This is a genomic window from Micromonospora yasonensis (assembly GCF_026013475.1).
Classification (GTDB): Bacteria; Actinomycetota; Actinomycetes; order Mycobacteriales; family Micromonosporaceae; genus Micromonospora; species Micromonospora yasonensis.
In genome coordinates this window covers 12351-34902 of sequence record NZ_JAPDPH010000034.1, presented here as the reverse complement: position 1 = coordinate 34902, position 22552 = coordinate 12351, and the positions used below count along the sequence as shown (strand labels likewise).

Sequence of the window (22552 nt, the reverse complement as noted above, 5' to 3'; positions counted from 1 at the left end):
CGTCATACTCCTCTCCCGGGCCCGCCCGCGCGGGCCCGGGGCGGCGGGATCACGGCCACGGTCCCGCCGCCAGCTGTCTACCGATGTACGCCAGCACGTTGCGGGCTTCCTGTGCCGTCCTCGTCTGCAGAATCAACCGGTTGACCTCGGCGTAGTAGGCCGGACTGTGCGTGGTGGAGTGCACCGCCGCGCCGAGCGGGTTGGCCGAGCTGACGAAGCGGGGCAGGTAGACGCCGTTGGCCGCCTCGTTGATGCTCACCCCGAGGCTGGCCAGGTGGGCCCGGGCCGGCCCTGCGGCCTTGGCGCCGCTGGCCACGATGTGGTGCGCCGCCGTCTCCGCCGGTCGGACCACGTTGGCCGCCGACAGGTTCTGCGCGAGGATCTTCGCGTTCACCGAGCAGTTCGCGTTGTGCACCAGGACCGCGTCGGCCGCCCGGCCGTCGCCGGTCACCACGAAGTACGTGTGGATCCCGTCGACGGTCAGGTTGAACACCCGGTCGACCTGGGTGTAGTGGCGGACCTGCCGGATGGTGACGATCCGGTGGTCGGCCAGCCGGACGCTGTCCCCGGCGGTCAGGTCCTGCGCGTCGACCCACCGCTTCGCCGACTCCACCCAGAACGGGTGCTTGTCGGTGGCGGTGATCAGCTCGCCGTTGACCTCGACGTCGACCAGGTGCTTCACGCCCTGACCGATGATCAGGTGGGTGACCTCCCGCGGGCCGCGCTCACCGGTCTCCGGGTCCTCGGCGATCACCTGGTCACCGGTGCGTACCTGCTCGATCGGCTTGGTGCTGCCGTCGGCCATCAACACCCGGGTGCCGGCCGCGAAGCTGTTGCCGACGCAGGGGATGTTCGCCGCGGTCTGCGCGACCCGCTCGGCGGTGGTCGGCGCGGTCCGCGCCGCCACCTGCTCGGCCCCGGCCGCCGCCGCCTTCGGCGCCGCCGTGGCCGCGCCCCGGATCGCCGAGGTGGCGACGCCGGCGCCGGCGCTGCCGACGATGGAGATGCCGGCGTCGATCAGCTCGGCGTTCTGCTTGCTGACCCCCGCCGCCTGCAACCCCTGGCTGGTGAAGGAGCTGGTCTCCTCGCCGCTGAACAGTTGTCGTGCGCCGCTGATCGCGACGTCCACCCCGTGCACGGCGACCGCGCCACCGGCGACCGCGCCGACCCCTGTCCAGCTCGTCGCGGCCCCGAGCGCCACGCCTGCGGCGGCCTCGGCGACGCCGCCGACGAGTTTCACCCCGCCCAGCACCCGGTTCCAGGGGAACCTGCCGTCGGGATCGCCGAGGCGTATCGGGTTGTTGTAGGCGTACGTGTAGAGGGCCAGGTTCATCGAGGCGTACACGCCGCCGTTCGGGGTGCCCTCCAGGTAGTTCTCCAGCACCGGGTCGGCGCTCTGCCACACCTGGGTACGCGGGTCGTAGTAGCGGGCCCCGAAGTAGTAGAGGTTGGTCTCCTGGTCGAACTCCTTGCCGGTGAACTGCTGCGGCACGGGCTGCGAGGAGTGCTCGCTGACCCACGTCTCGCCACCGGGGAAGTACTGCAGGTGCTCGCTCAGGCCGCCCTGGTCGTCGGTGACGAACCCGGTCGAACCGAGGTGGTCGCTGTGCGAGTAGTACTGCCGGTCCTCGCGGCGGAAGGTCGGCTCGACCAGCTTGGTGATCAGCTTGTCCTGGCCGACGTAGACGTGCTTGAACTGCTTGTTGCCGCGCGTCGAGTAGTTCTGGTTCGGGTAGATGTGGAACTGCGCCCCGTCCTTGACCACCCGGCTGCCCTGGTCGTCGTAGTAGTAACGGGCGCTGTTCGGGGTGCCACCGGCGTTGTCGCAGGACGCGGGGGTCTGCGGCAGCGTCTGGCTCTGCACGTTCTCGTGGCTGCAGGCGAGCCGGTTCTCCTCGTCCCAGATCAGCTGCCGGCGCGGTTTGGGCTGCTGGTTCCGGCTGACCTGGTTGCCGTTCTCGTCGTACGCCAGCGAGTAGATGCCGATGGCGGTCGGGGCGTGTGGCTTCGCGCTGCCGTAGGCGTACGCGTAGTCGTAGCTGAGCTTGCCCTCGACGATGGTGGCCCCGTTGCTGACCAACTCGTGCACCTGGGTCTTGCGGGTGACGTTGTGCAGGCTGTCGTAGCTGAGGTCCACCCGGTACCGGTCGTTCTGCGGGGTACGCGGCTGGTAGCTGCCCTCGGCGTGGGTGAGCTGGTACAGGTCGTCGTACTGGTAGGTCTGCGTGCTCGGGCCGCCGACCTGCATGCCGACCTCGGGGCCGCTGGGAGCCACCGTGTCGTTGACGACGGACATGATGTTGCCGACGTTGTCGTAGCCGTAGTTCAGGTTCTGGAAGACGTACCCGTTGGACAGGTTCGCCTTGATCGTGCTGAGCCGGCGGTCCTCGGCGTTGTAGCTGAACCGGGTGCGGGTGCCGTTGCCGGTGTCCAGCAGGATCCGCTGCTCGAACTTGTCGTAGTCGAGCCGCTTGAGGTAGTCGTACGCGAACTCGCCCTTGACGCCCTTGGCCGAGTCGACCTGGCCGCCGCTGTTGTAGTGGTACGACAGCTTCTCGCCGTCGGGGAAGGTGAGCGAGAGCATCCGGTTGAACGAGTCGTACGCGTACGTGGTGGTGAAGGTCTCGACGTGGCTGCCCTGGGCCGGGGTGGTCCGGGTCTCCTGCGTCAGCTCACCCAGCGGGCCGTAGCGGCGGCTGACCGTGCCGGCGCCGTCGGTCACGCCGGTGATCCGGTTCGCCGCGTTGTCCGACGCGCCCGGCGGGCCGTAGGTGTAGCTGACGTTGTTGGCCGGGAAGACCGGGTACCGGATCGCCTTCAGCCGGGTGTAGTCGTAGTCGTACTCGATCGCCTTGGACACCGCGGCCAGCTTGGCGGTCACCTTCCGGACCAGGTTGCCGGCCAGGTCGTATCCCGACCGGGTGGTGCCGGTGTCCGGGTTGGTCAGCGCGGTCCGCCGGCCGAAGTTGTCGTACGTCGAGCTGGTGACGTTGCCGTTGTTGTCGACGGCGGCGACCAGCTGGCCCATCGGGTCGTAGCGGTAGCTGGTCCAGATCACCGGCTGGCCGCCGGCCGGGTTGAACTCCTTGACCGCGGTGGTGATCTGCCGGACGTCGGTGTACGTCCGCTTCGTCTTGCCGTTGGCGTCGGTGACGATCGTCTCGAACTGGGTCACCCCGTCCCGGTCCGGCCCGAACCCGTAGTCGATGCTGGTCGCGGTGCCGTCCGGGAACGTGGTGTGGGTGGTCCGGTCGAGCACGTCGTAGCTGACCCGGGTCGGGGTCACCGGGTCGTACGCCGGGTTGAAGGTGGTGTTGGCCGCGCCCTTCGGCTCGGTGACCGGGTACCAGCTCTGCACCGCCCGGCCCAGGTAGTCGTAGGCCACCCGGCCGGAGACCACCATGACGTCCTGCGGCGGCCCGTCGGTCTCGGCCGGCACGGCCGCGTCCTTCTTGGTCTGGGTGGTGCGGTTCAACCCGTCGACGAAGGTGATGGTGTCGATGGTGTCGTCCCGGATGCTCCCGTCCGCCTGCCGGTCCACGTGCCGGGTGACCGCGTACGGGTACGCCGCCTCCGGGTGGTACTCGAAGTCGATGGTGAACCGGTTCGCCGGGATCTCGTACGGCCCGGTCACCGTGTCCAGCCGGCCCTTGGCGTCGTAGGTGTTGCGGACCTGCTGGTTGTTGAAATCGGTGGTGGTCTCCACCAGGCCGAACCGGAAGTCGTGGGTGGCCTTCGACGTGTAGCCGAAGCTGTCCGTGATCTGCTCGACGTGGGTGTTGACCACCGTGTCGTAGGTGTAGTCGAGCCGGTAGCGCTGGCCGGCCTGGTTCGGCGGGCCGGTGACGGACTTCAGGTTGCCGTCGCCGTAGTACTCCAGGTCCGTGGTGGCGGTGCTGCCGTCGGCGAGCGCCGCCCGTACCTGGGCCAGGTCACCGGTGGCGCAGTTGATCGTCGACTCCCGGTGCCGCATCAGCGTGCCGTCGCCGCGTACGTCGATCACGTGCGGCATGCCCACGATCCAGGTGTCCCGGCAGGCCGGGTCGGTGTACGTGTAGCCGATCCGGGCGTCCAGGTCGTCGGCGGTGCCGGCGTCCTGCGCGTCGAACTGCCGGGTCAGGTTGCCGACCGCGTCGTACTCCCGGGTGATGTACGTGGTCTTGCCCGGGTCGGCCTGGCCCTCGTAGTAGCGGACGTCGGTCCGGGTCTCCTGCGGGAACAGGGTTGCCGTGGTGCTGGCCAGGTCGGCGGTGCCGGCCGGATCGCCGACGTCGCGGGCGGTGTAGGTGTGCAGGGTCTCCTGGAACGGCCGGCCTTCGCCGTCGGCGGTCAGCTCCCGGGTGAGCAGCCCCTTGGTGTAGAAGCTGTCGGTGCGGAACTGGCGGGTGACGCTGCGCCGGACGGCGTCGCCGTCGCCGTGGTCCCGGTGCTGCTCGACCACGGTGCCGTAGCCCCGGAAGTCCCGCTCCAGCCGGTCGTAGACGCCGCCGGAGTAGCGGTAGGTGACCAGTTGGACGTCCTGCCCGTCACCGGGCCGGCCGTCGTTCACCGACACACTCGACAGCACCCAGCGCGACTGCGGCTGTCCGTAGGTGTTGCCGTCGCGGGTGTAGTCGAAGTCCATCCGGGCGCCCAGCGGGCGGGTCACCCCGGCCAGCAGGTTGGTCCGGCCGGTCCGGTTCTCCGCCACCACCAGCTGGTTGTCCTTGGTGGAGGCGAGGTGGTCGGCGTACCCGTCGCCGTTGATGTCGCGCAGCGCCTGCTCGGTCCGGCTCGCCCCGGTGGCCACGTCGGCGCCCGGGTTGATCACGATGCAGACCACCACGAAGCAGATGCCGAAGGTGAAGTACGCCCCGCCGCCCAGCTTCGCGTTCCGGTCGCCGTTGACGTCGGTGAGGCTGCCGTAGTAGGGCAGCGGCGTCTCGAACCCGTTGCCGGTGTTGAAGCCGACCCGGATCGGGCTGCCGGAGAGGACCTGGTCCAGCAGGCCGTCGCCGTTCATGTCGGCGAGCGTCGCGGACGAGGAGGAGCTGCCCTGGCTGAACGAGGCGCCGCCGGCGAAGCCGTAGAAGTCGGTGTTGAAGCCGATGTTCACGCCGCCGTTGGTGCCGCCGCCCTTGTTCAGCCCGACCGGGTTGCGCCACTGCTCGGCCGGGGCGAAGGCGTAGCCGAGGTTGAGCGCCACCCGGCCGTCGGCGTACACCCGGTCGGGCAGGCTGTCGCCGTTGACGTCCAGCAGGTCGAACTCGCCGTCGGACTTGCTGCCGCCGAAGCTGCCGCCGAAGCCCAGCGGTGGCATGTCGTTGCCGGACTGCGCGCTGGTGGCGGTGGAGGTGCCGGGCGGGCTGTCGTACCCCCGGCCGGTGGAGATGGTGCGGGCGGCGCTGCCCGCGCTGGCGTTGCCGGAGACGTTGCTGCTGCGGCGCACCGCGCCGTCGGGCAGGGCGCCCCGGGTGGCGCCGAGCGCGCCGTTCGGGTCGGTGTACTGCACCGCCCCGGCGCCCACCACGTCCGGGTACTGGTCGCCGTTGAGGTCGAGGTAGTCGAGCTGGCCGGTGCTGTCGCCGGTGGCCAGGCTGCCGCCGAGCGAGCCGACGCCGCCGCCGACGCTGCCGGTCACCGAGACCTGCTGGGAGCGGGACAGCCGGGGTACCGCGGTGGCGCCCGCGAAGTCCTGCGGCCGGGGCAGGTTGACCGAGTCGGTGCCGAGGCGGGCGCTGCTCACCTCGGTCCGGGCCACCCAGGAGTGCTCGCCGGCACCCCAGCGGCCGTCCTGCGGCGACGGGGTGAACGGGGTGACCTTCGGCGGGTCGACCTTCGGGTCGGCGGCGAAGGCGTCCTTCTGGGCCTGCGGGTCGACGCTGTCCGGGAGCTGGTCGCCGTAGTGCTCGTCGACGACCAGGTCGTCCTGGGCGATCGGCTGGGCGGCCCGGTCGCCGTTGCCGTTGTAGCCGACCGCGCCCCAGCCCCGGTACGGCTGCGGGAACGCGCCCTCCTCGGCGGCGCTGCGGAACGCGCTGGGCGCGTCCACCCCGTCGACGGTGACCCCGCTGCCGGTGAGGAAGCCGCGCAGCGCCGGGTCGGTGGTGCTGAAGTCGAACCAGAGCTCGTCGCCGCTGTCCGCGCTGACCTCGAACGGGTCCGGCGCGGTCACCACCCCGTTGGTGATCTGGAAGAACCGCTTGGCGACCAGGTCGCCGCGGCGCTTCACGGTGAAGGCGACCCGGGCGGTCGGTTTCGCGGTGCCGAAGTCGAAGGCGAGCTGGGGGGCGACCGTCAGCGTGCCGCCGGTGGTCACGGCGTACGTCTGCTGCGGCGCGGTCAGCGCGTCGACCGGGTACAGGTCCAGCGTGTACGGCGGGTACACGTCGATGTAGGGCTTGCCGTCCGGGGCGGTGACCTGGTCCACGCCCTGCGCGGAGGTGTAGTAGGCACGCGGCGTCCAGGCGAACTTGTCCACGTCGATCGGCGAGTCGACCCGGATCCGCCACTGCAGGGTCTGGCCCTGCTGCACGTCGACGTCCAGGTCGACCGGGACGCTGCCGGTGTCCGCCGCCGCGATCGTGCGCTCCAGCACCGGCGTGCCGTTGCGGGTGATCAGCACGGTCACGTCGTCGGAGGTGGCGGCGGACTTCACCAGGTCGCCGGAGAGGTGCATGGTGCCGGTCAGCGGGGCCTTCGCGGTGGCCGTACGCCCGCCCAGGGTGAAGTCCCGGGACGCCTGGAAGCGGTATGCCGGAAGGCCGTTGACGTCCTGTGGGTCACCGACCCCGACGTAGCTCACCTGCGGGTCCCAGGAGACCTGGTCGAGTCCGCCGTCGGCGACCGAGCCGACCCGGAAGTAGAGCCGGTCGCCGCGGGCGACGCTCACCGCGTCCACCCCGGCCGGGCTGTGCGGGTCGTTGTCGTCCTTGCCGATCCGTGCCGACCAGAGCTCGGTGCCCTCCTTCTGCACGGCGACCCGCACCCCGTCCGCGGTGCGCGACTCGGCTCGGGCGGCGGCGGTGCCGGGGGAGAGGCGGACGTCCCCGCTGATCGTCACGGTTCCGTCGTACGGGGCCACCCAGCGGCGCACGCTGTCCAGCAGCGGGAAGGACCGGTCGAGGCGGTCCCGGTCGGCGCCGAACGAGCCGAAGAGGCCGTCGGCGTCGACCTGTCCCTGGCCGATCGGCGCCGGGGTGTCGCCGCTGACCCCGTACACCGGCACCCCGTTCGCGCCGACCCGGCCGAACAGCACGGTGGACCCGTTCACCAGGTCCTGGATGCCGTCGCCGTTGACGTCGCTGAAGTACTGGCTGGTGGTGGCGAACGAGTTGACGTAGTCGAGCTGGGCGGCGACCGCGCCCAGGTAGCCCTCGACGCCGAGGGTGAGGGTGTTGCTGGACTCGCCCATGATGCCGGGCAGGTTGAGCGGCTGTGCCTGGGCGGCGAAGGTCGGCTCGCCGGCCGGGCCGGAGAGGTTCTTCCGGTACTTCACCGTGCCGCCGTCCCGGAAGACCTTGTCCGGCAGGGCGTCGCCGTCCACGTCCACCAGGGCCAGCAGGCCCTTGTCCTCGCCGTGGCTGAAGCCGAGCTTCACCCCGACCGTGCCGGACTTGGTCGGCGAGGTGCCCACGCCCACGTAGAGGTGGCCGCCGCCGCTGGTGTTGGTGTTGGCGTTCAGCGCGCTGGCGTCGCCGGCCCGGTCCGAGGTGAGGTTGAGCGCGGAGTTGCCCAGCCCGTCGCCGGGCGAGGTCCAGGGGACCTGGCGGAACGCCTGGTACCGGCCGGCGTCGTCGCGGATGTCGTCGTAGTAGCTGAACTCGTGGCGGTTGAACTCGGCGCCGTCGGCGTCGTACTGGATGACCGCCTTGAGCAGCGTCTTGAAGAACGCGCCCCGGGTGTAGGTGAGGTCGTAGCGGCGGATCAGTTTGCCGTCGAGGCTGACCTCGATCCGGCGCAGCAGGTCGGCGGTGACCCGCTTGAAGCCGCCCCGGGCGTCGATCGACGTGTCCACCCGCAGCGCCTCGCCGAGCTCCCGGTCCCGGTCGAAGGCGACCGCGTACCGGCCCTCGGTGGTGCCCTGGCCGGTGTAGGTGATCTTCTCGACGTAGAGGTTGCGACCGGCGACGGTGCCGCCGGCCAGGCCGGTGTCGGCGACCTTCGCGTAGTGGTAGCGCATGAAGTTGCCGCGCGGGTCGCGGACCTCGTTCACCGCCCAGAGGAAGACGTCGCCGTCGTCGTCGGCGAGGCTCGCGTCCGCGGCGGGCCCGGCCGCACCGGCCGGCGCCCCGTAGTGCCAGTGGATGCCGTTCTTGTCGGTGACCTCCCAGGTGTAGTTCTTCGGGCTGGTCCCGTGCCGGACGATCCGCGCGAAGCTGCCCTCGACCCGGGTGTGGAAGACCTTCTCGGCGGTCCGGGCCACCGGCGCGCCCCGGTGCGCCACCGGGGTGAGCTGTTCCCCGTTGAGCAGGTACGTCTCGGTCTCGGTGCCGGCGGCGTAGCGGGGGACGCCCCAGCGGGTCTCCACCGAGATGGTGGGCACCGACAGGTCCCACCCGACGCCGGTCCAGCCGTTGCCCGAGGAGGAGTTGTACGACAGGCCCAGCTGCGGGGTCAGCCCCTGCCGCCCGGGCGGCACCTCGATCGGGTACGCGAGGTGGTTCTCGCCCTGGTTGTTCGCCTGCGGCGGGGAGATCAGGTTGACCTGCGAGCCCGGGTCGGCGGCCTGGATCCCCTTGATCTGGTTGGGGTTGAACTGCACGCCCTCCGGGTGCTCGGGCACCGTCACGGTCGCGTTGATCATGTCGGTGAAGTGGTCGGTCAGTGAGGTCACCGTGTGGTTGACCTCGTCCACCGACACCCGCTCGAGCACCTGCCAGCAGCTCTGCACGTCGTCGAAGAAGTACGTGTAGACGTCCTGCGCGGTGAAGTCGTCGGTGATCAGCGCCGGGTCGTACGGGAGGGTGACCTGGATCGACTCGGCGAACTGCTGCGGGTGCGGGGTGAACCGGTAGCCGCCGCCCTTCTTCGTCTTGCCGGTCACGTTGGTCATGCCGCTGTCCAGCTTCGGGGTCAGCCCCGGCGCCAGCACCGTGATCCCGATGCCGGTCGGCAGCCGCACCGCCTTCGGGCCGATGCCCAGCTTCGCCCCGCCGTACGCCACGGTGGCCGCCATGCCTGGCGCCACGACCTGCTGGTAGTCGGGCAGGGCCAGGGCCACGTTGGTGGCCGCCGCCGCGGTGCCGGCGCTCTCGCCGCAGGTGGTGCCCGGGGGCACCGCCGACTGGGTGGCGGTGCGGTCGGGGCGCGACCGGGGGGTGGAGGCGGACAGGCCGCTGGAGACCAGCATCAGCACCACGGCGACGGCCAGCAACCGGGTCCACCGGGTGGCGGCCAGGAGCGGACGGATGCCGAGGACATCGGGTTGCCACATGGGAGAGACCCCTTACGCCAGAGCACGCGGGACGGCCCAGGCAGTATTTCCAGCAATCACTCAGGGTAGGAACTGGCCATCTAAATAGTTAAATTGCCAGATCGGTGACGAGACAGTGACCGTACGTGTCGGTTCGGACCTCCCGTCGCCAATCACCCCGCTTCGGACACCGACGCCCGGAGCGGGGCGAGCCGCCCGCGAACCCGCCAGACCGGCGTCACGCCGCCGGGGAGACCGCCGGTTCCGGCGCCGGACGGTCCACCTGCGATCGGGTCAGCAGCAGCGGGCCGACCGTGAGCACCAGGCAGACCACGGCCATCACCAGCAGCGCCGGGGTCAGCCCGAGCAGCGCCACCGACCAGCCGCCGAGCAGCGCCCCGACCGGCAGGCCGAGGAACGCCACCGAGCCGGAGATGCCCAGCACCCGGGTCTGCAACGACTCCGGCACCCGCTCGTAGAGGGCCGTGCCGAGCAGCGGGTTGACCGCCGCGACCGCGATGCCGGACAGGAACATCACGGTGAGCACCACGGCGAGGTGGTCGCTGAGGGCGAGCGCGAGCAGCCGGGGCGCGCCGCTGAGCGTGAGGCCCAGCGCGAAGGTGAGCCGGCGGGGCAGCCGCGTCCCGGCCACGGTGAAGAGCAGGTTGCCCAGCAGCGCCCCGCCGGAGAACACCCCCAGCAGCAGGCCGAAGCCGGCCGGGTCGCCGAGCACCCGGTCGACCCAGAGCGGGATCCAGACGGCGACGCTGGCGTTGGCGAACATGTTCGACACCGAGACCACGACCAGCATGGTCAGCAGCACCCGGTCGGTACGCAGGTAGCCGAACCCGCCCCGCAGCGCGCGCAGGTAGCTCTCCCGGGGGGCCGGTCGGGCCGGTGCGGGCGGGCGGACCAGCACGCCGATCAGCAGCGCGCAGACCGCGAACGTGGTCGCGTCGATCCAGATCGCCCGGGTCACCCCGACCCAGTCGACGAGCAGCCCGCCGAGCACCGCGCCGAACAGCGTCATGCCCCGCACCAGCCCGTCGTAGGCGGAGGTGAGCCGGATCAGCGGTACCCCGGCCCGCTCGGCGGCCGGCTTGAACAGCACGTGCTTGACCCGGTCGCCGATGCCGCGCAGCCCGCCGGCCACCGCGACCAGCGCGAGCAGCGCGCCGAACCCGAGCCAGGGGGCGAGCGCCACCACCGCCATCGCCGCCGCGCTGGCCGCGTCCACCGTGACCGCCGTGCGGCGCACCCCGAACCGGTCCGCCCAGGGGGTCGCGAGGGCGCTGGAGAGCATGTACGGCAACGTCTCGGCCGCCGCGACCAGGCCCATCCGGGTGGGGCTGCCGGTGGTCTCCAGCACCAGCCAGGGGATGGCCACCACCGAGACCCGGGTGCCCAGGTTGGACAGCAGGTCGGCGCCGACCAGGGTGTACAGCTCCCGGCGCGGGTTTCCGCCGGGGCCTGCCCGGGTGTACAGCTCCCGGCGCGAGGTCACGCCGAACTCCCGATCACGGTGCCCACCGACTCCGCATCCGTCGGGTGGGCGGCCGCGTACCGGGCGCGCAGGGCGCGCTTGTCCACCTTGGCCGAGCGGTTCAGCGGCAGCGCGTCGACGAACTCCACCGCGCCGGGCGCCCAGGTGTCGCTCAGCTCCCCGGTCACCAGCGCGATCAGCTCGTCGCCGGTCACCGTCGCCCCCGGCGCCGGCACCACGTACGCGTACGGCAGCTCCCCGGCCACCGGATCCGGCACGCCGATCACCGCGGCGGCACGTACCTCGGGGTGGGCGGCGAGCACGTCCTCGATCGGGCGGGAGTAGATCGGCCAGCTCCGCTGCCGGGTGAGGATCCGGTCCTGGAGCCGGTCGACCAGGTAGAGGTAGCCGTCGTCGTCGAGGTGGCCGATGTCGCGGGTGCGCACCCAGCCGTCGACCAGCGTCTCGGCGGTCAGCTCCGGCTGGCCGTGGTAGCCGGCGAAGCTGAGCCTGGTGCGGACCCACACCTCCCCGTCGGAGCCCGTGGGCAGCACCCGGCCCTCGGCGTCGCGGATCTCCACCGCCACGTCCCCGTACGGCCGGCCGCAGGAACGCAGCCGCTCCGGGTGCTCCGGGTCCTCGGTGAGCCCGGGCAGCGCGCAGATCACCACCGCCTCGCTGAGCCCGTACACGATGCGCAGGCACGGGCCGAAGCGGGCGATCGCCTGCCGCAGCCGGGCCGGCGCGGCCGGCCCGGCGCCCACGTTGAACATGAACATGGCGGAGAAGTCGGCCCCCGCCAGGGCCGGGTGGTCGAGCACCTCGTAGAGCATCGGCGGGGTGACGAAGGTGGAGGTCAGCCGCTCGGCGTCCACGGTACGGATGAACGCCTCCGGGTCCCACCGCTCGCGCAGGAACAGCACCCCGCCGGTGAACAGGTTGAACAGCGCGGTGATCTGGCCGCTGGCCAGCCACATCGGCGAGTGCGACAGGTGCCGTAGCGGCGGGAAGCCGGCCGCCCGGAAGTCCGCGGCCAGGGCGAGGACCTGCTGGTAGAAGCTCTCCCGGTGGTGCACCGGCTTGGGGGTGCCGGTGGTCCCGCTGGTCTGCAGGAACGACTCCGGCGCGGGCACCTCGGCGGGCAGCTCCACCGGCTCGCCGCCGGCCGCGGTGAGGTCTGGCCCCGCGCCGCCGGGGCCGAGGCAGAGCACCGGTACGCCGGCCAGGCCGGCGGCGATCTCCGGCCCCAGCGAAGCACCGTCGCGGGCGTCGTAGACGAAGGCGTCCGGGCGGGCCAGGACGACGAACTCGTCGACCTCCCGCCGCGAGGTCACCGGGGCGACCCACATGGCCCGGCAGCCGAGCAGGTGCAGGGCGAGCTGAAGCAGCGGCCCCTCCACCGCGTTGCCGAGCATCACCAGCACCGCGTCGCCGGGGCGTACGCCGTGCCGCAGCAGCGCGCCGGCCAGCCCGCGCACCTCGGCGGCGACCTCCGGATAGGTCAGTCGCCGGCCGCCACCGACGAGCGCCTCCCGGTCGCCGAAGTCGGCGAACAGGTCCAGCGCCCGGTGCACGTAGGACGTCGGTCGGTCCGCGCCGTCGGTCATCGCTCCAGCCCCCATCGTGATCTGCGGCCGGCGGGAACGCAGGCCGCCGAGAACAGCGTCCGGGCAGGTCAGAGCCGGGACGCGACGACAGGTGCCAGGGTCGGCGACCGCACCGCCGCCGGTTGTAGAGCCTAGGCAGGACGATCCGGGGAGGACAGAGCCGAACGGCGTCCGCCGGCACCCCGAAGACATTTGATCATGTCGATCAGGTTGATTGACGCTCATCTTGCTGGGCGGCTAGTTTCCGGACCATCGCCCGGGCAGTGCCGTCGATCCGACCGTGCCCCCGAGCTGCCGACGATGGAGGATCAATGCCGACCCCGAAGAGATGGCACGTGATAGCTTCCGCCGCCACGCTGTTGATCGCCGGCACCCCGGCGGTCACCGCGAGCGCCGGCCCCGCCGACACCGACAGCGCCCGGGGCGGGCGCGCGGAGTGGGCGGCCAGCTGGGCCGCGGCGGTCACCCGTGGCAACACCGTGGGCCTGACCAACACCGGCCTGAACAACCAGAGCATCCGGATGACCGTGCAGACCACCGTCGGCGGCGACCGGCTCCGGGTCCGGTTGACCAACCTCTACGGCGAGCAGGCCGTGAAGGTCGGCCACGCCACCGTCGCCCGGCCCGACGCCGCGACCGCGGACCGGTCCGACATCGACCCGGCCAGTGTCCGGGAACTCACCTTCTCCGGCGTCGCCTCGGCCACCATCAACAAGGGTGCCGAGCTGCTCAGCGACCCGCTGGACTTCCCGGTCGAGGAGCAGGAGGACCTGGTCGTCACCGTGTACTTCCCGGTGCTCACCGGCCCGGTGACGTTCCACGGCCAGTCCCGGGTCACCAACTTCATCGGCGCCACCGACCTCACCACCGCCGCCGGCGGCGCGGGCTTCACCATCAAGCCGAACTGCTGCTGGATGTTCCTCTCCGGCATCGACGTGGAACGCCGGATGAGCCCCGGCGCGGTGGTCGTCCTGGGCGACTCCATCGGTGACGGCAACGGCAGCACGGTCAACGAGGACCGGCGCTGGCCGGACCTGCTCGCCGCGCGGCTCATCGACGCCCGGCCCGAGGTCCGCACCCCGGGCGTGCTGAACCTGAGCCTGTCCGGCAACCGGCTCAACCACGAGGGCACCGAGCCCGGCGCGGGCGACTTCCCGGGCTATTACGAGCTCGGCCCGAACGCCCTGGCCCGGCTCAACGAGGACGTCTTCCCGCAGACCGGGGTGCGCACCCTCATCACCCACCTGGGCATCAACGACATCTGGATGAACGGCGACAGCGCGGAGCGCATCATCGCCACCCTGCGGCAGATCAACCAGCAGGCCAAGGAGCGCGGCCTGACCAGCCTGGTCGGCACCATCACCCCATACGAGGGCAACGGTGGGCCGGGCGTGTGGACGGAGGAGAAGGAGGCCACCCGGCAGGCGGTGAACAGCTGGCTGCGCGGCGCGGGCGCGGCGGAGTTCGACGGCGTGCTCGACTTCGACGCCGTGCTGCGCGACCCGGCGCACCCGAGCCGGCTGCTGCCCGCGTACGACGCCGGGGACCACATCCACCCGAACGACAGCGGCGCGCAGGCCATGGCGGACGCCGTACCGCTGCCGCTGCTGAGCCTGTGACACCTGGCGGGGGCGGCGTCGGCACCACGCCGCCCCCGCCGCTCACTCCTGGGGAGGAACCACCGCCGTGGACGTCGACGAGATCCTGACCGGCCTGTACAGCGAGCAGGGCCGGCAGAACCCCTACCCGTGGTACGCGGCCCTGCACGAACACGGGCCGATCAACGCTGTCCCGACCCGCGCCGAGCACAGCACCGTCACCGCCGTCGCCGGCGGGTACGACCTGGTCGACCAGGTGCTGCGCGACCCGGAGTGGTACAAGGGCTTCCCGCCGGGCTGGGAGCAGCAGGAGATCCTGCGTACCTTCCTCAGCTCGATGATGTTCACCAACCCGCCCGATCACACCCGGATGCGGTCGGTGTTCGCGAAGACCTTCACCCCGCGCCGGCTGGGCGCGCTGGAGCCGGTGATCGTCCGGGTCGTCGACGAGCGGCTGGACCGGATGGCCGAGGCCGGCGCCGGCGGGGCCGAGGTGGACTTCGTCGCCGACTTCGCGTACCCGGTCCCGGCGCTGGTGATGGCCGAGTTCATCGGCCTGCCCCAGGCCGACCTGGCCTGGTACCGGCAGCGGGTCGACTGGATCGACGAGTACATGGACGTCGCCGGCAAGACCCCGGAACGGCTGGCCCGGGCCAACCAGGCCGCCGAGGAACTGCGCGGGTACTACCGGGAGCTGATCGCCCACCGGCGGCGGCAGCCCGGCGAGGACCTGATCAGCGGGCTGGTCGAGGTGCTGGACGCCGGCGGGGTGGAGCTGACCGAGGAGGAGCTGATCAGCAACCTGATCGTGCTCTTCAACGCCAGCTTCGTCACCACCGTCTACATGTTCAGCAACGGCCTGCCGCTGCTGCTCGCCCACCCCGACGTGGTCGCCGCGCTGCCCGGCGACGACAAGCTGGCCCGCGGCTGCGTGGACGAGATCCTGCGGATGGAGAGCCCGGTGCACTTCCTGGCCCGGTCCGCCCCGCGCGACACCGACCTCGGCAGCGTGCCGGTCAAGCAGGACGAGAACGTGCTGCTGCTGATCGCCGCGGCCAATCGCGACCCGGCCCGCTTCCCGGACCCGGACCGGTTCGACCCGCACCGGGAGGGCCCGCCCTCGCTCGCCTTCGGCGTGGGGCTGCACTTCTGCCTCGGCTCGGCGGTGTCCAAGCTGGAGGGGCGGCTCGCCCTGCCCCGACTCTTCGCCCGCTTCCCCCGCCTGGCGGTCAGCCAGGACTTCACGTACAGCGGCAGCCTCTTCCTGCGCGGCATCGACAAGCTCTTCGTCACCACCGGCAGTTAGGAGACCGGCATGGCCCTCGACCCGCAGGTGGTCGCGTGGCGGGCCGCCCGCGCGGCCGCCGGCACCGCACCGCTCTACACCCAGACCCTGGCCGAGGCCCGCGCCGCCGACCTCGCCGCGATCCGCGCCGGCTCCGGCGCGGTCGAGCCGGTCCACGAGGTACGCGACACGCAGGTCCCCGGCCCGGACGGGCCGCTGCCGGTGCGGATCCACCGGCCGGCCGGGGACGGCCCGCTGCCCACCCTGGTCTACTTCTTCGGCGGCGGCTGGACGCTCGGCAGCGTGGACACCGCCGACGGGATCTGCCGCCGGCTGGCCAACGCCACCGGCTGCCAGACCGTGACGGTCGGCTACCGGCTCGCGCCCGAGCACCGCTTCCCGGCCGCCGTGGACGACTGCTACGCGGCGCTGCGCTGGCTGGCCGCGCACGCCGACGAGGTCGGCGTCGACCCGGACCGGCTCGCGGTCGGCGGGGACAGCGCCGGCGGCAACCTCGCCGCCGCGGTCACGCTGCTGGCCCGCGCCGACGGTGGCCCCCGGCTCGTCGCCCAACTGCTGGTCTACCCGAACACCGACCAGCGCCCCGGCCCGGCCCCGGCCCGGGCCGACGAGGACCCGCTGCTGTTCAACCGGCACTCCGTCGCCTGGTACCGGCAGCACTACCTGACCGACCCGGCCGACGCGGCCCACCCGCTCGCCTCGCCGCTGCTCGCCGAGGACCTCTCCGGGCTGCCCCCGGCGCTGGTGATCACCGCCGAGCACGACCCGCTGCGCGACGAGGGGGAGCGGTACGCCGCCCGGCTGCGGGAGGCCGGCGTCCCCACCGAGGCGACCCGGTACCCCGGCATGATCCACGGCTTCTTCGCCATGCCCGGGGTGTTCGACGCCGGACGGCGGGCCCAGGAGCAGGCGGCGGCCTTCCTCCGCGACCGGTTCGGCCGCACCCCGGCGGCGTCGGCGTCCGGCGCCGCCACGGGCGGGTCGGCGGATGGCTGAACAGCTCACGGCATCCGTCGAGACATTCGTGCCGCCGGCCAGCCTGGCCGACTTCGCCGCGCTGGCCCGGGCGGTGCTGCCGGCCGACGTGTGGGACTTCGTCGAGGGCGGCAGCGGCACGGAGTCCACACTCGCCGCCAACCGGGCCGCCCTGGACCGGGTGGCGGTGCTGCCCCGGGTGCTGACCGGTGTGGACACCCCGCGTACCGAGGCGGCGCTGCCCGGTGGGACGTGCGCCCTGCCGGCCGCGGTCGCACCGATGGCGTACCAGAAACTGCTGCACCCGGACGGCGAGGTGGCCCTGGCGGCTGCCGCCCGGACCGCCGGCGTGCCCTACGTGGCCAGCACCGTGGCCAGCGCGCCGCTGGAGGAGGTCGCGGCGGCGGGCGGCGCGGTGTGGTTCCAGCTCTACTGGCTGCGCGACCGGGTGATGGTCGCCGACCTGGTGGACCGGGCGCGGGCCGCCGGGTGCACCGCGCTGATGGTCACCGTGGACGTGCCGGTCCTCGGCCGGCGGCTGCGCGACGTGCGCAACGGCTTCGCGCTGCCCCCGCACGTCACCGCCGCCAACCTGGCAGGCGGCCGCGACGACCTGGCCCACCAGGGCACCCCCGGCAGGTCCGCGGTGGCCGCGCACACCGGCGCCGTCTTCCACCCCGCGATGAGCTGGGCCGACCTGGCCTGGCTGCGCGAGCGTACGCCGCTGCCGCTGGTGGTGAAGGGCGTCCTCGACCCGCGCGACGCGGTGCGCGCGGCGCAGGCCGGCGCGGACGCCGTGGTGGTATCCAACCACGGCGGGCGGCAACTCGACGGCGCCCCGGCGTCGGCGACCGTCCTGCCCGAGGTGGTCGCGGCGGTGGGGCAGCGGTGCACGGTGCTGTTCGACGGCGGGGTCCGCAGCGGCACCGACGTGCTGCGCGCGCTCGCCCTCGGCGCGGCCGGCGTGCTGGTCGGCCGGCCGCTGCTCTGGGCCCTGGCGGCCGGCGGGCGGGCCGGCGCCGAGGCGGCCCTGGCGCTGCTCGCCGCCGAACTGCGCGACGCGCTCACCCTCGCCGGCTGCCCCGACCCGGCCGCGGCGCGGCAGCTACGCACCCTGATCGGAGGCTGACGATGGAGCCGGTGGACCTGACCGTGGCGGCCCTGCACGCCAGCGTCGACGACCCCGCGCTGAACTCGATGAACTTTCTCAACGAGGTGGCCCAGCACTATCCGGACGCGGTCTCGCTCGCCGCCGGGCGCCCGTACGAGGAGTTCTTCGACGCCGGGGCGCTGCACGAGCATCTGGACACCTTCCGCCGGCACCTCGCCGACGACCTCGGGCTGAACCCCGTGCAGGTCGACCGGACCCTGCTCCAGTACGGCCGGACCAAGGGGATCGTGCACCACCTGATCGCCCGCAACCTCGCGGTGGACGAGGGGATCACCGTCGACCCGGAGACGATCGTGGTGACCGTCGGCTGCCAGGAAGCGATGTTCCTGGTGCTGCGGGCATTGCGGGCCGGGCCGGCGGACGTCCTGCTCGCCGTGGCCCCCACGTACGTCGGGCTGACCGGGGCCGCCCGGCTGGTCGACCTGCCGGTGCGCCCGGTCACCGGCGGCCCGGACGGGATCGACCTGGCCGACCTGCGGGAGCAGTTGCGCCGGGCCCGAGCTGAGGGGCTGCGCCCGCGCGCCTGCTACGTGATGCCGGACTTCGCCAACCCTTCGGGGGTCAGCATGGACCTGGCCCAGCGGCGGCGGCTGCTCGACCTCGCCGCCGACGAGGAGCTGCTGCTGATCGAGGACAACCCGTACGGCCTCTTCCCGGCCGGCGGCACCGAGCGGCTGCCCACCCTCAAGGCGCTGGACACCCGCCGCCGGGTGGTCTACCTCGGCTCGTTCGCCAAGACCGTGCTGCCCGGCGCCCGGGTCGGGTACGTCGTCGCCGACCAGCGGGTGGCCGGTTCCGACGGGTCGGTCGGGCCGCTCGCCGACCAGCTCGCCAAGATCAAGAGCATGGTCACCGTGAACACCTCGCCGATCGCCCAGGCCGTGATCGGCGGGGCGCTGCTGGCCCACGACTGCTCGCTGGTCGCGGCCAACATCCGGGAGCGGGCCGCGTACGCCCGCAACCTGCGGCACCTGGTGGACGGCCTGGCCGACCGCTTCCCGGCCGGTGGCCCGGTGCGGTGGAACGTCCCGGCCGGCGGCTTCTTCGTGGTGGTGACCGTGCCGTTCCGGGTGGACGACGCGTTGCTGCACCGCTCCGCCGGGGAGCACGGCGTGCTCTGGACCCCGATGGCGCACTTCTACGACGACGGCGTGCCGGTGAACGCGCTGCGGCTGTCGGTCAGCGCGGTGACGCCGGAGCAGATCGACCTCGGGCTGGACCGGCTCGCCGCGCTGATCACCGACGAACTGGCCGCCCGTCCGGTGCCGGCGTGACGCCGCAGTGTCGCCGTCCCGCCACCACCCGTGTTCCCGCCCGAAGATCCGTCCGTAGATAATGGACGGATGGTTGCCTGGGAGTACGCGTTGCTGGTCCGCCGCTATCAGGGGCAGGGCCGCAATTTCCACGTCTCGTTCGTCTGGTACGCCCCGGACGGGTCGCGCACCGACGTGACCGCGTACGGCGACACGGCCATCGCGCACCTCAACCGGGTCGGGCGGGAGGGCTGGGAGCTGGTCTCGGCCGCCGAGGACGTGAACAACGTGCAGGGCAGCACCGAGGTGCACCGCTACCACCTCAAGCGGCCGCTGCGCTGACGGGTAGCCTGTCTCCCCCGGCGCCGACCCCCGGCGGTGGGGGTGAGGAGTCACGGGTGGGCCGGTACGTCGTCGGGTTGGACTTCGGGACGCTCTCCGGGCGGGCCGTCGTGGTCGACGTGGCCACCGGCGCCGAGCTGGGCAGCGCGGTCCACGAGTACCCGAACGGGGTGCTCACCGAGCGGCTGCCCGACGGGGGACCGCTGCCCCCGGACTGGGCGCTGCAGGACCCGGCCGACCACCGGGAAGTGCTGTGGAAGGCGGTGCCCGCCGCGGTCGGGGCCGCCGGGATCGACCCGGCGGACGTGGTCGGCGTCGGCCTCGACGCGACCTCCTGCACGCTGCTGCCCACCCGCGCCGACGGCACCCCGCTCGCGCAGCTGACCGTGCTGCGGGAGCGGCCGCACGCCTGGCCGAAGCTCTGGAAGCACCACGCCGCGCAGCGGCAGGCCGACCGGATCACCGCGTTGGCCGCCGGCCGGGGCGAGTCGTGGCTGCCCCGCTACGGGGGCCGGGTGTCCGCCGAGTGGCAGCTCGCCAAGACCCTCCAGGTGCTGGAGGAGGACCCGGAGGTCTTCCACCGGGCCGAGCGGTGGATCGAGACCGCCGACTGGCTGGTCTGGCAGCTGTGCGGACGCCTCACCCGCAACGCCTCCGCCGCCGGGTTCAAGGGGCTGCGCCAGGACGGCCGGTACCCGACCTCGGACTTCCTCGCCGCGCTGCACCCCGAGCTGCCCGCGCTGCTGCCGAAGCTCGACGGGCCGCTGCTGGCCCCGGGCAGCCGGGCCGGTGGGCTGACCGCCCAGGCCGCCCGCTGGACCGGGCTGCCGGAGGGCACTGCGGTGGCCGTCGGCGGTATCGACGCCCACGTCACCGCCGCGGCGGCCGGCGCGGTCGAGCCCGGCCGGATGCTCGCCGTGCTCGGCACCTCGACCTGCCTGATCATGAACGCGGACAGCTGCCGGGAGGTCCCCGGCGTCTGCGGCGTCGTCGAGGGCGGGGTGACCGCCGGCCGGTGGGGCTACGAGGCCGGGCAGAGCGGCGTCGGGGACATCTTCGCCTGGTACCTGGACCGGGCGCTGCCCGCCGGGTACGCCGAGGAGGCCCGGCGGCGCGGCGTACCGGTGCCCGCGCTGCTCGACGCCCTGGCCGCCGACCAGCCGGTCGGCGGGCACGGGCTGCTCGCCCTGGACTGGCACAGCGGCAACCGCTCGGTGCTGATGGACCACGAGCTGAGCGGCGTGCTGGTCGGGCTGACCCTGGCCACCCGGCCGGAGGAGATCTGGCGGGCCCTGCTGGAGGCGACCGCGTTCGGCGCCCGGACGGTCGTCGAGGCGTTCGAGGCCGCCGGGGTACGCGTCGACGAGCTGACCGCCGCCGGTGGGCTGACCGCCAACCGGCTGCTGCTGCGCGTCTACGCCGACGTGCTGCGCCGCCCGCTGCACGTGGTCGACACCGCGCACCCGGCCGCGCTCGGCTCGGCGATCCAGGCGGCGGTGGCCGCCGGAGCGTACCCGGACGTGGCGACGGCCTCGGCGGCGATGGCCGCGCCGCGCCGTGAGACCTGGTACCCGGACCCGACCCGGGCCGCCGCCTACGACGAGCTGTACGCCGAGTACCGCGCCCTGCACGACCATTTCGGGCGCGGCGGCAGCGAGGTCCTGCACCGCCTGCGCGCCCTCCGCCGCCGGGCCTGACCGGCGCGCGCTGCGGCCCGGGCTGGATCCGACTCGCGCTGCGGCCCGGGCTGGATCGGCTCGCGCTGCGGCAAGCCGGGGCATCCGTTGCGCCGGACAGCCCCGACCACCGCATTCCGTGTCGATCAGGCCCGGGCCGGGAGCCGGCCGGCCCGACCGTCAGCCGAGGTCGACGCCGGGGTAGAGGGGGAAGCCGGCCAGCAGCTCGCTGGCCTGCTTGTTCACCTTGTCGGCCAGGGCCGGGTCGAGCACGTACTTGGCCTTGGACTCGCCGGGGGTGGTCTGGCTGAGCACGGTGTGGATCAGCTCGGCGGTGCTGTCCATCTCGGCGGTGCCGAGGCCCCGGGTGGTCAGCGCCGGGGTGCCGATCCGGATGCCCGAGGTGTACCAGGCGCCGTTCGGGTCCTGCGGCACCGCGTTGCGGTTGGTCACGATGCCCGAGTCGAGCAGCGCCCGCTCGGCCTGCCGGCCGGTGAGGCCGTACCCGGAGACGTCGATCAGCACCAGGTGGTTGTCGGTGCCGCCGGTGACCAGCTTCGCGCCCCGCCGCAGCAACCCCTCGGCGAGTGCCTGGGCGTTGGCGACGATGCGAGAGGCGTAGTCGGCGAAGTCGGGGCGGCGGGCCTCGGCGAGGGCCACCGCCTTGGCGGCCATCACGTGCGGCAGCGGGCCGCCGAGCACCATCGGGCAGCCCCGGTCGACCTGGTCGGCCAGCTCCGGGCCGCAGAGCACCAGGCCGCCGCGCGGGCCGCGCAGCGACTTGTGGGTGGTGGTGGTGACGATGTGCGCGTGCGGCACCGGGTCGAAGTCGCCGGTGAAGACCTTGCCCGCGACCAAACCGGCGAAGTGCGCCATGTCGACCATGAAGGTGGCGCCGACCGAGTCGGCGATCTCCCGCATGATCCGGAAGTTGACCTTCCGGGGGTACGCCGAGTAGCCGGCGACCAGGATCAGGGGCTTGAACTCGCGGGCCGCCTCGGCGACCTTGTCGTAGTCGATCAGGCCGGTGGCCGGGTCGGTGCCGTAGCTGCGCTGGTCGAACATCTTGCCGGAGATGTTCGGGCGGAAGCCGTGGGTCAGGTGACCGCCGGCGTCCAGCGACATGCCCAGCATCCGCTGGTTGCCCAGCTCCCGGCGCAGCGCGAACCAGTCCGCCTCGGTGAGCTCGTTGACCTGGCGTACCTGGGCCTTCTTCAGGGCCGGGGACTCCACCCGGTCGGCCAGGATCGCCCAGAAGGCGACCAGGTTGGCGTCGATGCCGGAGTGCGGCTGCACGTACGCGTGGGCCGCGCCGAACAGCTCCCGGGCGTGCTCGGCGGCGAGCGCCTCGACGGTGTCCACGTTCTGACAGCCGGCGTAGAAGCGGCGGCCGACGGTGCCCTCGGCGTACTTGTCGCTGAACCAGTTGCCCATGGCCAGCAGGGTCGCGGGGGAGGCGTAGTTCTCGCTGGCGATGAGCTTGAGCGACTCGCGCTGGTCGGCCAGCTCCGCCCCGATGGCGTCGGCCACCCGCGGTTCGACGGCGCGGATCACCTCGAGCGCGCTGCGGAAGGCGGTGGATTCGGCGTTCAGCGACATGCGACCTCCTGGTGACGTGCGGAAGGCCCAGGCGCTCGGCGTGCGTCCTCGTGACGGGACCGCTCCCCGATGGTGCTCCATCCCACGCGCCAGTCACGGCCCGCGCCGATCCTACCGGGTACGCCGGGGCCCGACCGGAGAGGCCGGG

Annotated in this window: 11 protein-coding genes and 1 riboswitch; of the genes, 7 read left to right on the top strand and 4 right to left on the bottom strand. The window is 72.8% G+C overall.

The features are described 5' to 3' along the window. Positions 1-49: 49 nt before the first annotated feature. The 3 genes from ONA70_RS10285 to ONA70_RS10275 all read right to left on the bottom strand — a co-directional run bounded on the left by ONA70_RS10285 (position 50) and on the right by ONA70_RS10275 (position 12484). Positions 50-9415 (bottom strand): SpvB/TcaC N-terminal domain-containing protein, encoded by a 9366-nt coding sequence (locus ONA70_RS10285; RefSeq protein WP_265006131.1) that lies wholly within the window; start codon positions 9413-9415, stop codon positions 50-52. Between the two features lie 217 nt (positions 9416-9632). Next, positions 9633-10898, bottom strand: coding sequence for an MFS transporter (locus ONA70_RS10280; RefSeq protein WP_265006130.1), 1266 nt, complete (start codon positions 10896-10898; stop codon positions 9633-9635). Further along, the gene (locus tag ONA70_RS10275) at positions 10895-12484 is read right to left on the bottom strand and encodes a class I adenylate-forming enzyme family protein (RefSeq protein WP_265006129.1); all 1590 of its coding nucleotides are present in this window, start codon (positions 12482-12484) and stop codon (positions 10895-10897) included. Before ONA70_RS10275 ends, ONA70_RS10280 begins: the two co-directional genes overlap by 4 nt. A gap of 338 nt (positions 12485-12822) precedes the next feature. On the opposite strand from ONA70_RS10275, the gene ONA70_RS10270 reads away from it, so the two are divergent. From ONA70_RS10270 to araB, 7 genes are all read left to right on the top strand, one after another. After that, a complete protein-coding gene (locus ONA70_RS10270; protein WP_265006147.1) occupies positions 12823-14103 on the top strand; it encodes an SGNH/GDSL hydrolase family protein in 1281 nt (426 codons plus the stop codon). A 67-nt stretch (positions 14104-14170) separates the two neighbouring features. Further along, positions 14171-15388, top strand: a complete 1218-nt coding sequence (locus tag ONA70_RS10265) for a cytochrome P450 (RefSeq protein ID WP_265006128.1) — start codon at positions 14171-14173, stop codon at positions 15386-15388. 9 nt (positions 15389-15397) lie between these two features. Then, the gene (locus tag ONA70_RS10260) at positions 15398-16384 is read left to right on the top strand and encodes an alpha/beta hydrolase (protein ID WP_265006127.1); all 987 of its coding nucleotides are present in this window, start codon (positions 15398-15400) and stop codon (positions 16382-16384) included. Then, positions 16377-17492 (top strand): alpha-hydroxy acid oxidase, encoded by a 1116-nt coding sequence (locus ONA70_RS10255; RefSeq protein ID WP_265006126.1) that lies wholly within the window; start codon positions 16377-16379, stop codon positions 17490-17492. The genes ONA70_RS10260 and ONA70_RS10255 overlap by 8 nt, the downstream gene beginning before the upstream one ends. Beyond that, complete coding sequence (locus ONA70_RS10250; RefSeq protein ID WP_406601178.1) at positions 17441-18808, top strand: aminotransferase-like domain-containing protein; 1368 nt, start codon at positions 17441-17443, stop codon at positions 18806-18808. Before ONA70_RS10255 ends, ONA70_RS10250 begins: the two co-directional genes overlap by 52 nt. A gap of 69 nt (positions 18809-18877) precedes the next feature. Then, complete coding sequence (locus ONA70_RS10245) at positions 18878-19129, top strand: hypothetical protein (RefSeq protein ID WP_091658185.1); 252 nt, start codon at positions 18878-18880, stop codon at positions 19127-19129. 56 nt (positions 19130-19185) lie between these two features. Further along, positions 19186-20826 (top strand): ribulokinase, encoded by a 1641-nt coding sequence (gene araB / locus ONA70_RS10240; protein WP_265006124.1) that lies wholly within the window; start codon positions 19186-19188, stop codon positions 20824-20826. Positions 20827-20985: 159 nt separating this feature from the next. On the opposite strand, the gene ONA70_RS10235 is transcribed toward araB, so the two are convergent. Then, positions 20986-22404: a glycine hydroxymethyltransferase gene (locus ONA70_RS10235; protein ID WP_265006123.1), complete on the bottom strand. Its 1419-nt coding sequence runs from the start codon at positions 22402-22404 to the stop codon at positions 20986-20988. 18 nt (positions 22405-22422) lie between these two features. Next, positions 22423-22511: riboswitch (ZMP/ZTP riboswitch) on the bottom strand. Positions 22512-22552 lie beyond the last annotated feature (41 nt).

Coding starts and splice junctions, on each gene's coding strand:
- ONA70_RS10255 (WP_265006126.1), top strand. CDS start 16,377: ATGGCTGAACAGCTCACGGCATCCGTCGAGACATTCGTGCCGCCGGCC.
- ONA70_RS10235 (WP_265006123.1), bottom strand. CDS start 22,404: ATGTCGCTGAACGCCGAATCCACCGCCTTCCGCAGCGCGCTCGAGGTG.
- ONA70_RS10285 (WP_265006131.1), bottom strand. CDS start 9,415: ATGTGGCAACCCGATGTCCTCGGCATCCGTCCGCTCCTGGCCGCCACC.
- ONA70_RS10245 (WP_091658185.1), top strand. CDS start 18,878: ATGGTTGCCTGGGAGTACGCGTTGCTGGTCCGCCGCTATCAGGGGCAG.
- ONA70_RS10260 (WP_265006127.1), top strand. CDS start 15,398: ATGGCCCTCGACCCGCAGGTGGTCGCGTGGCGGGCCGCCCGCGCGGCC.
- ONA70_RS10275 (WP_265006129.1), bottom strand. CDS start 12,484: ATGACCGACGGCGCGGACCGACCGACGTCCTACGTGCACCGGGCGCTG.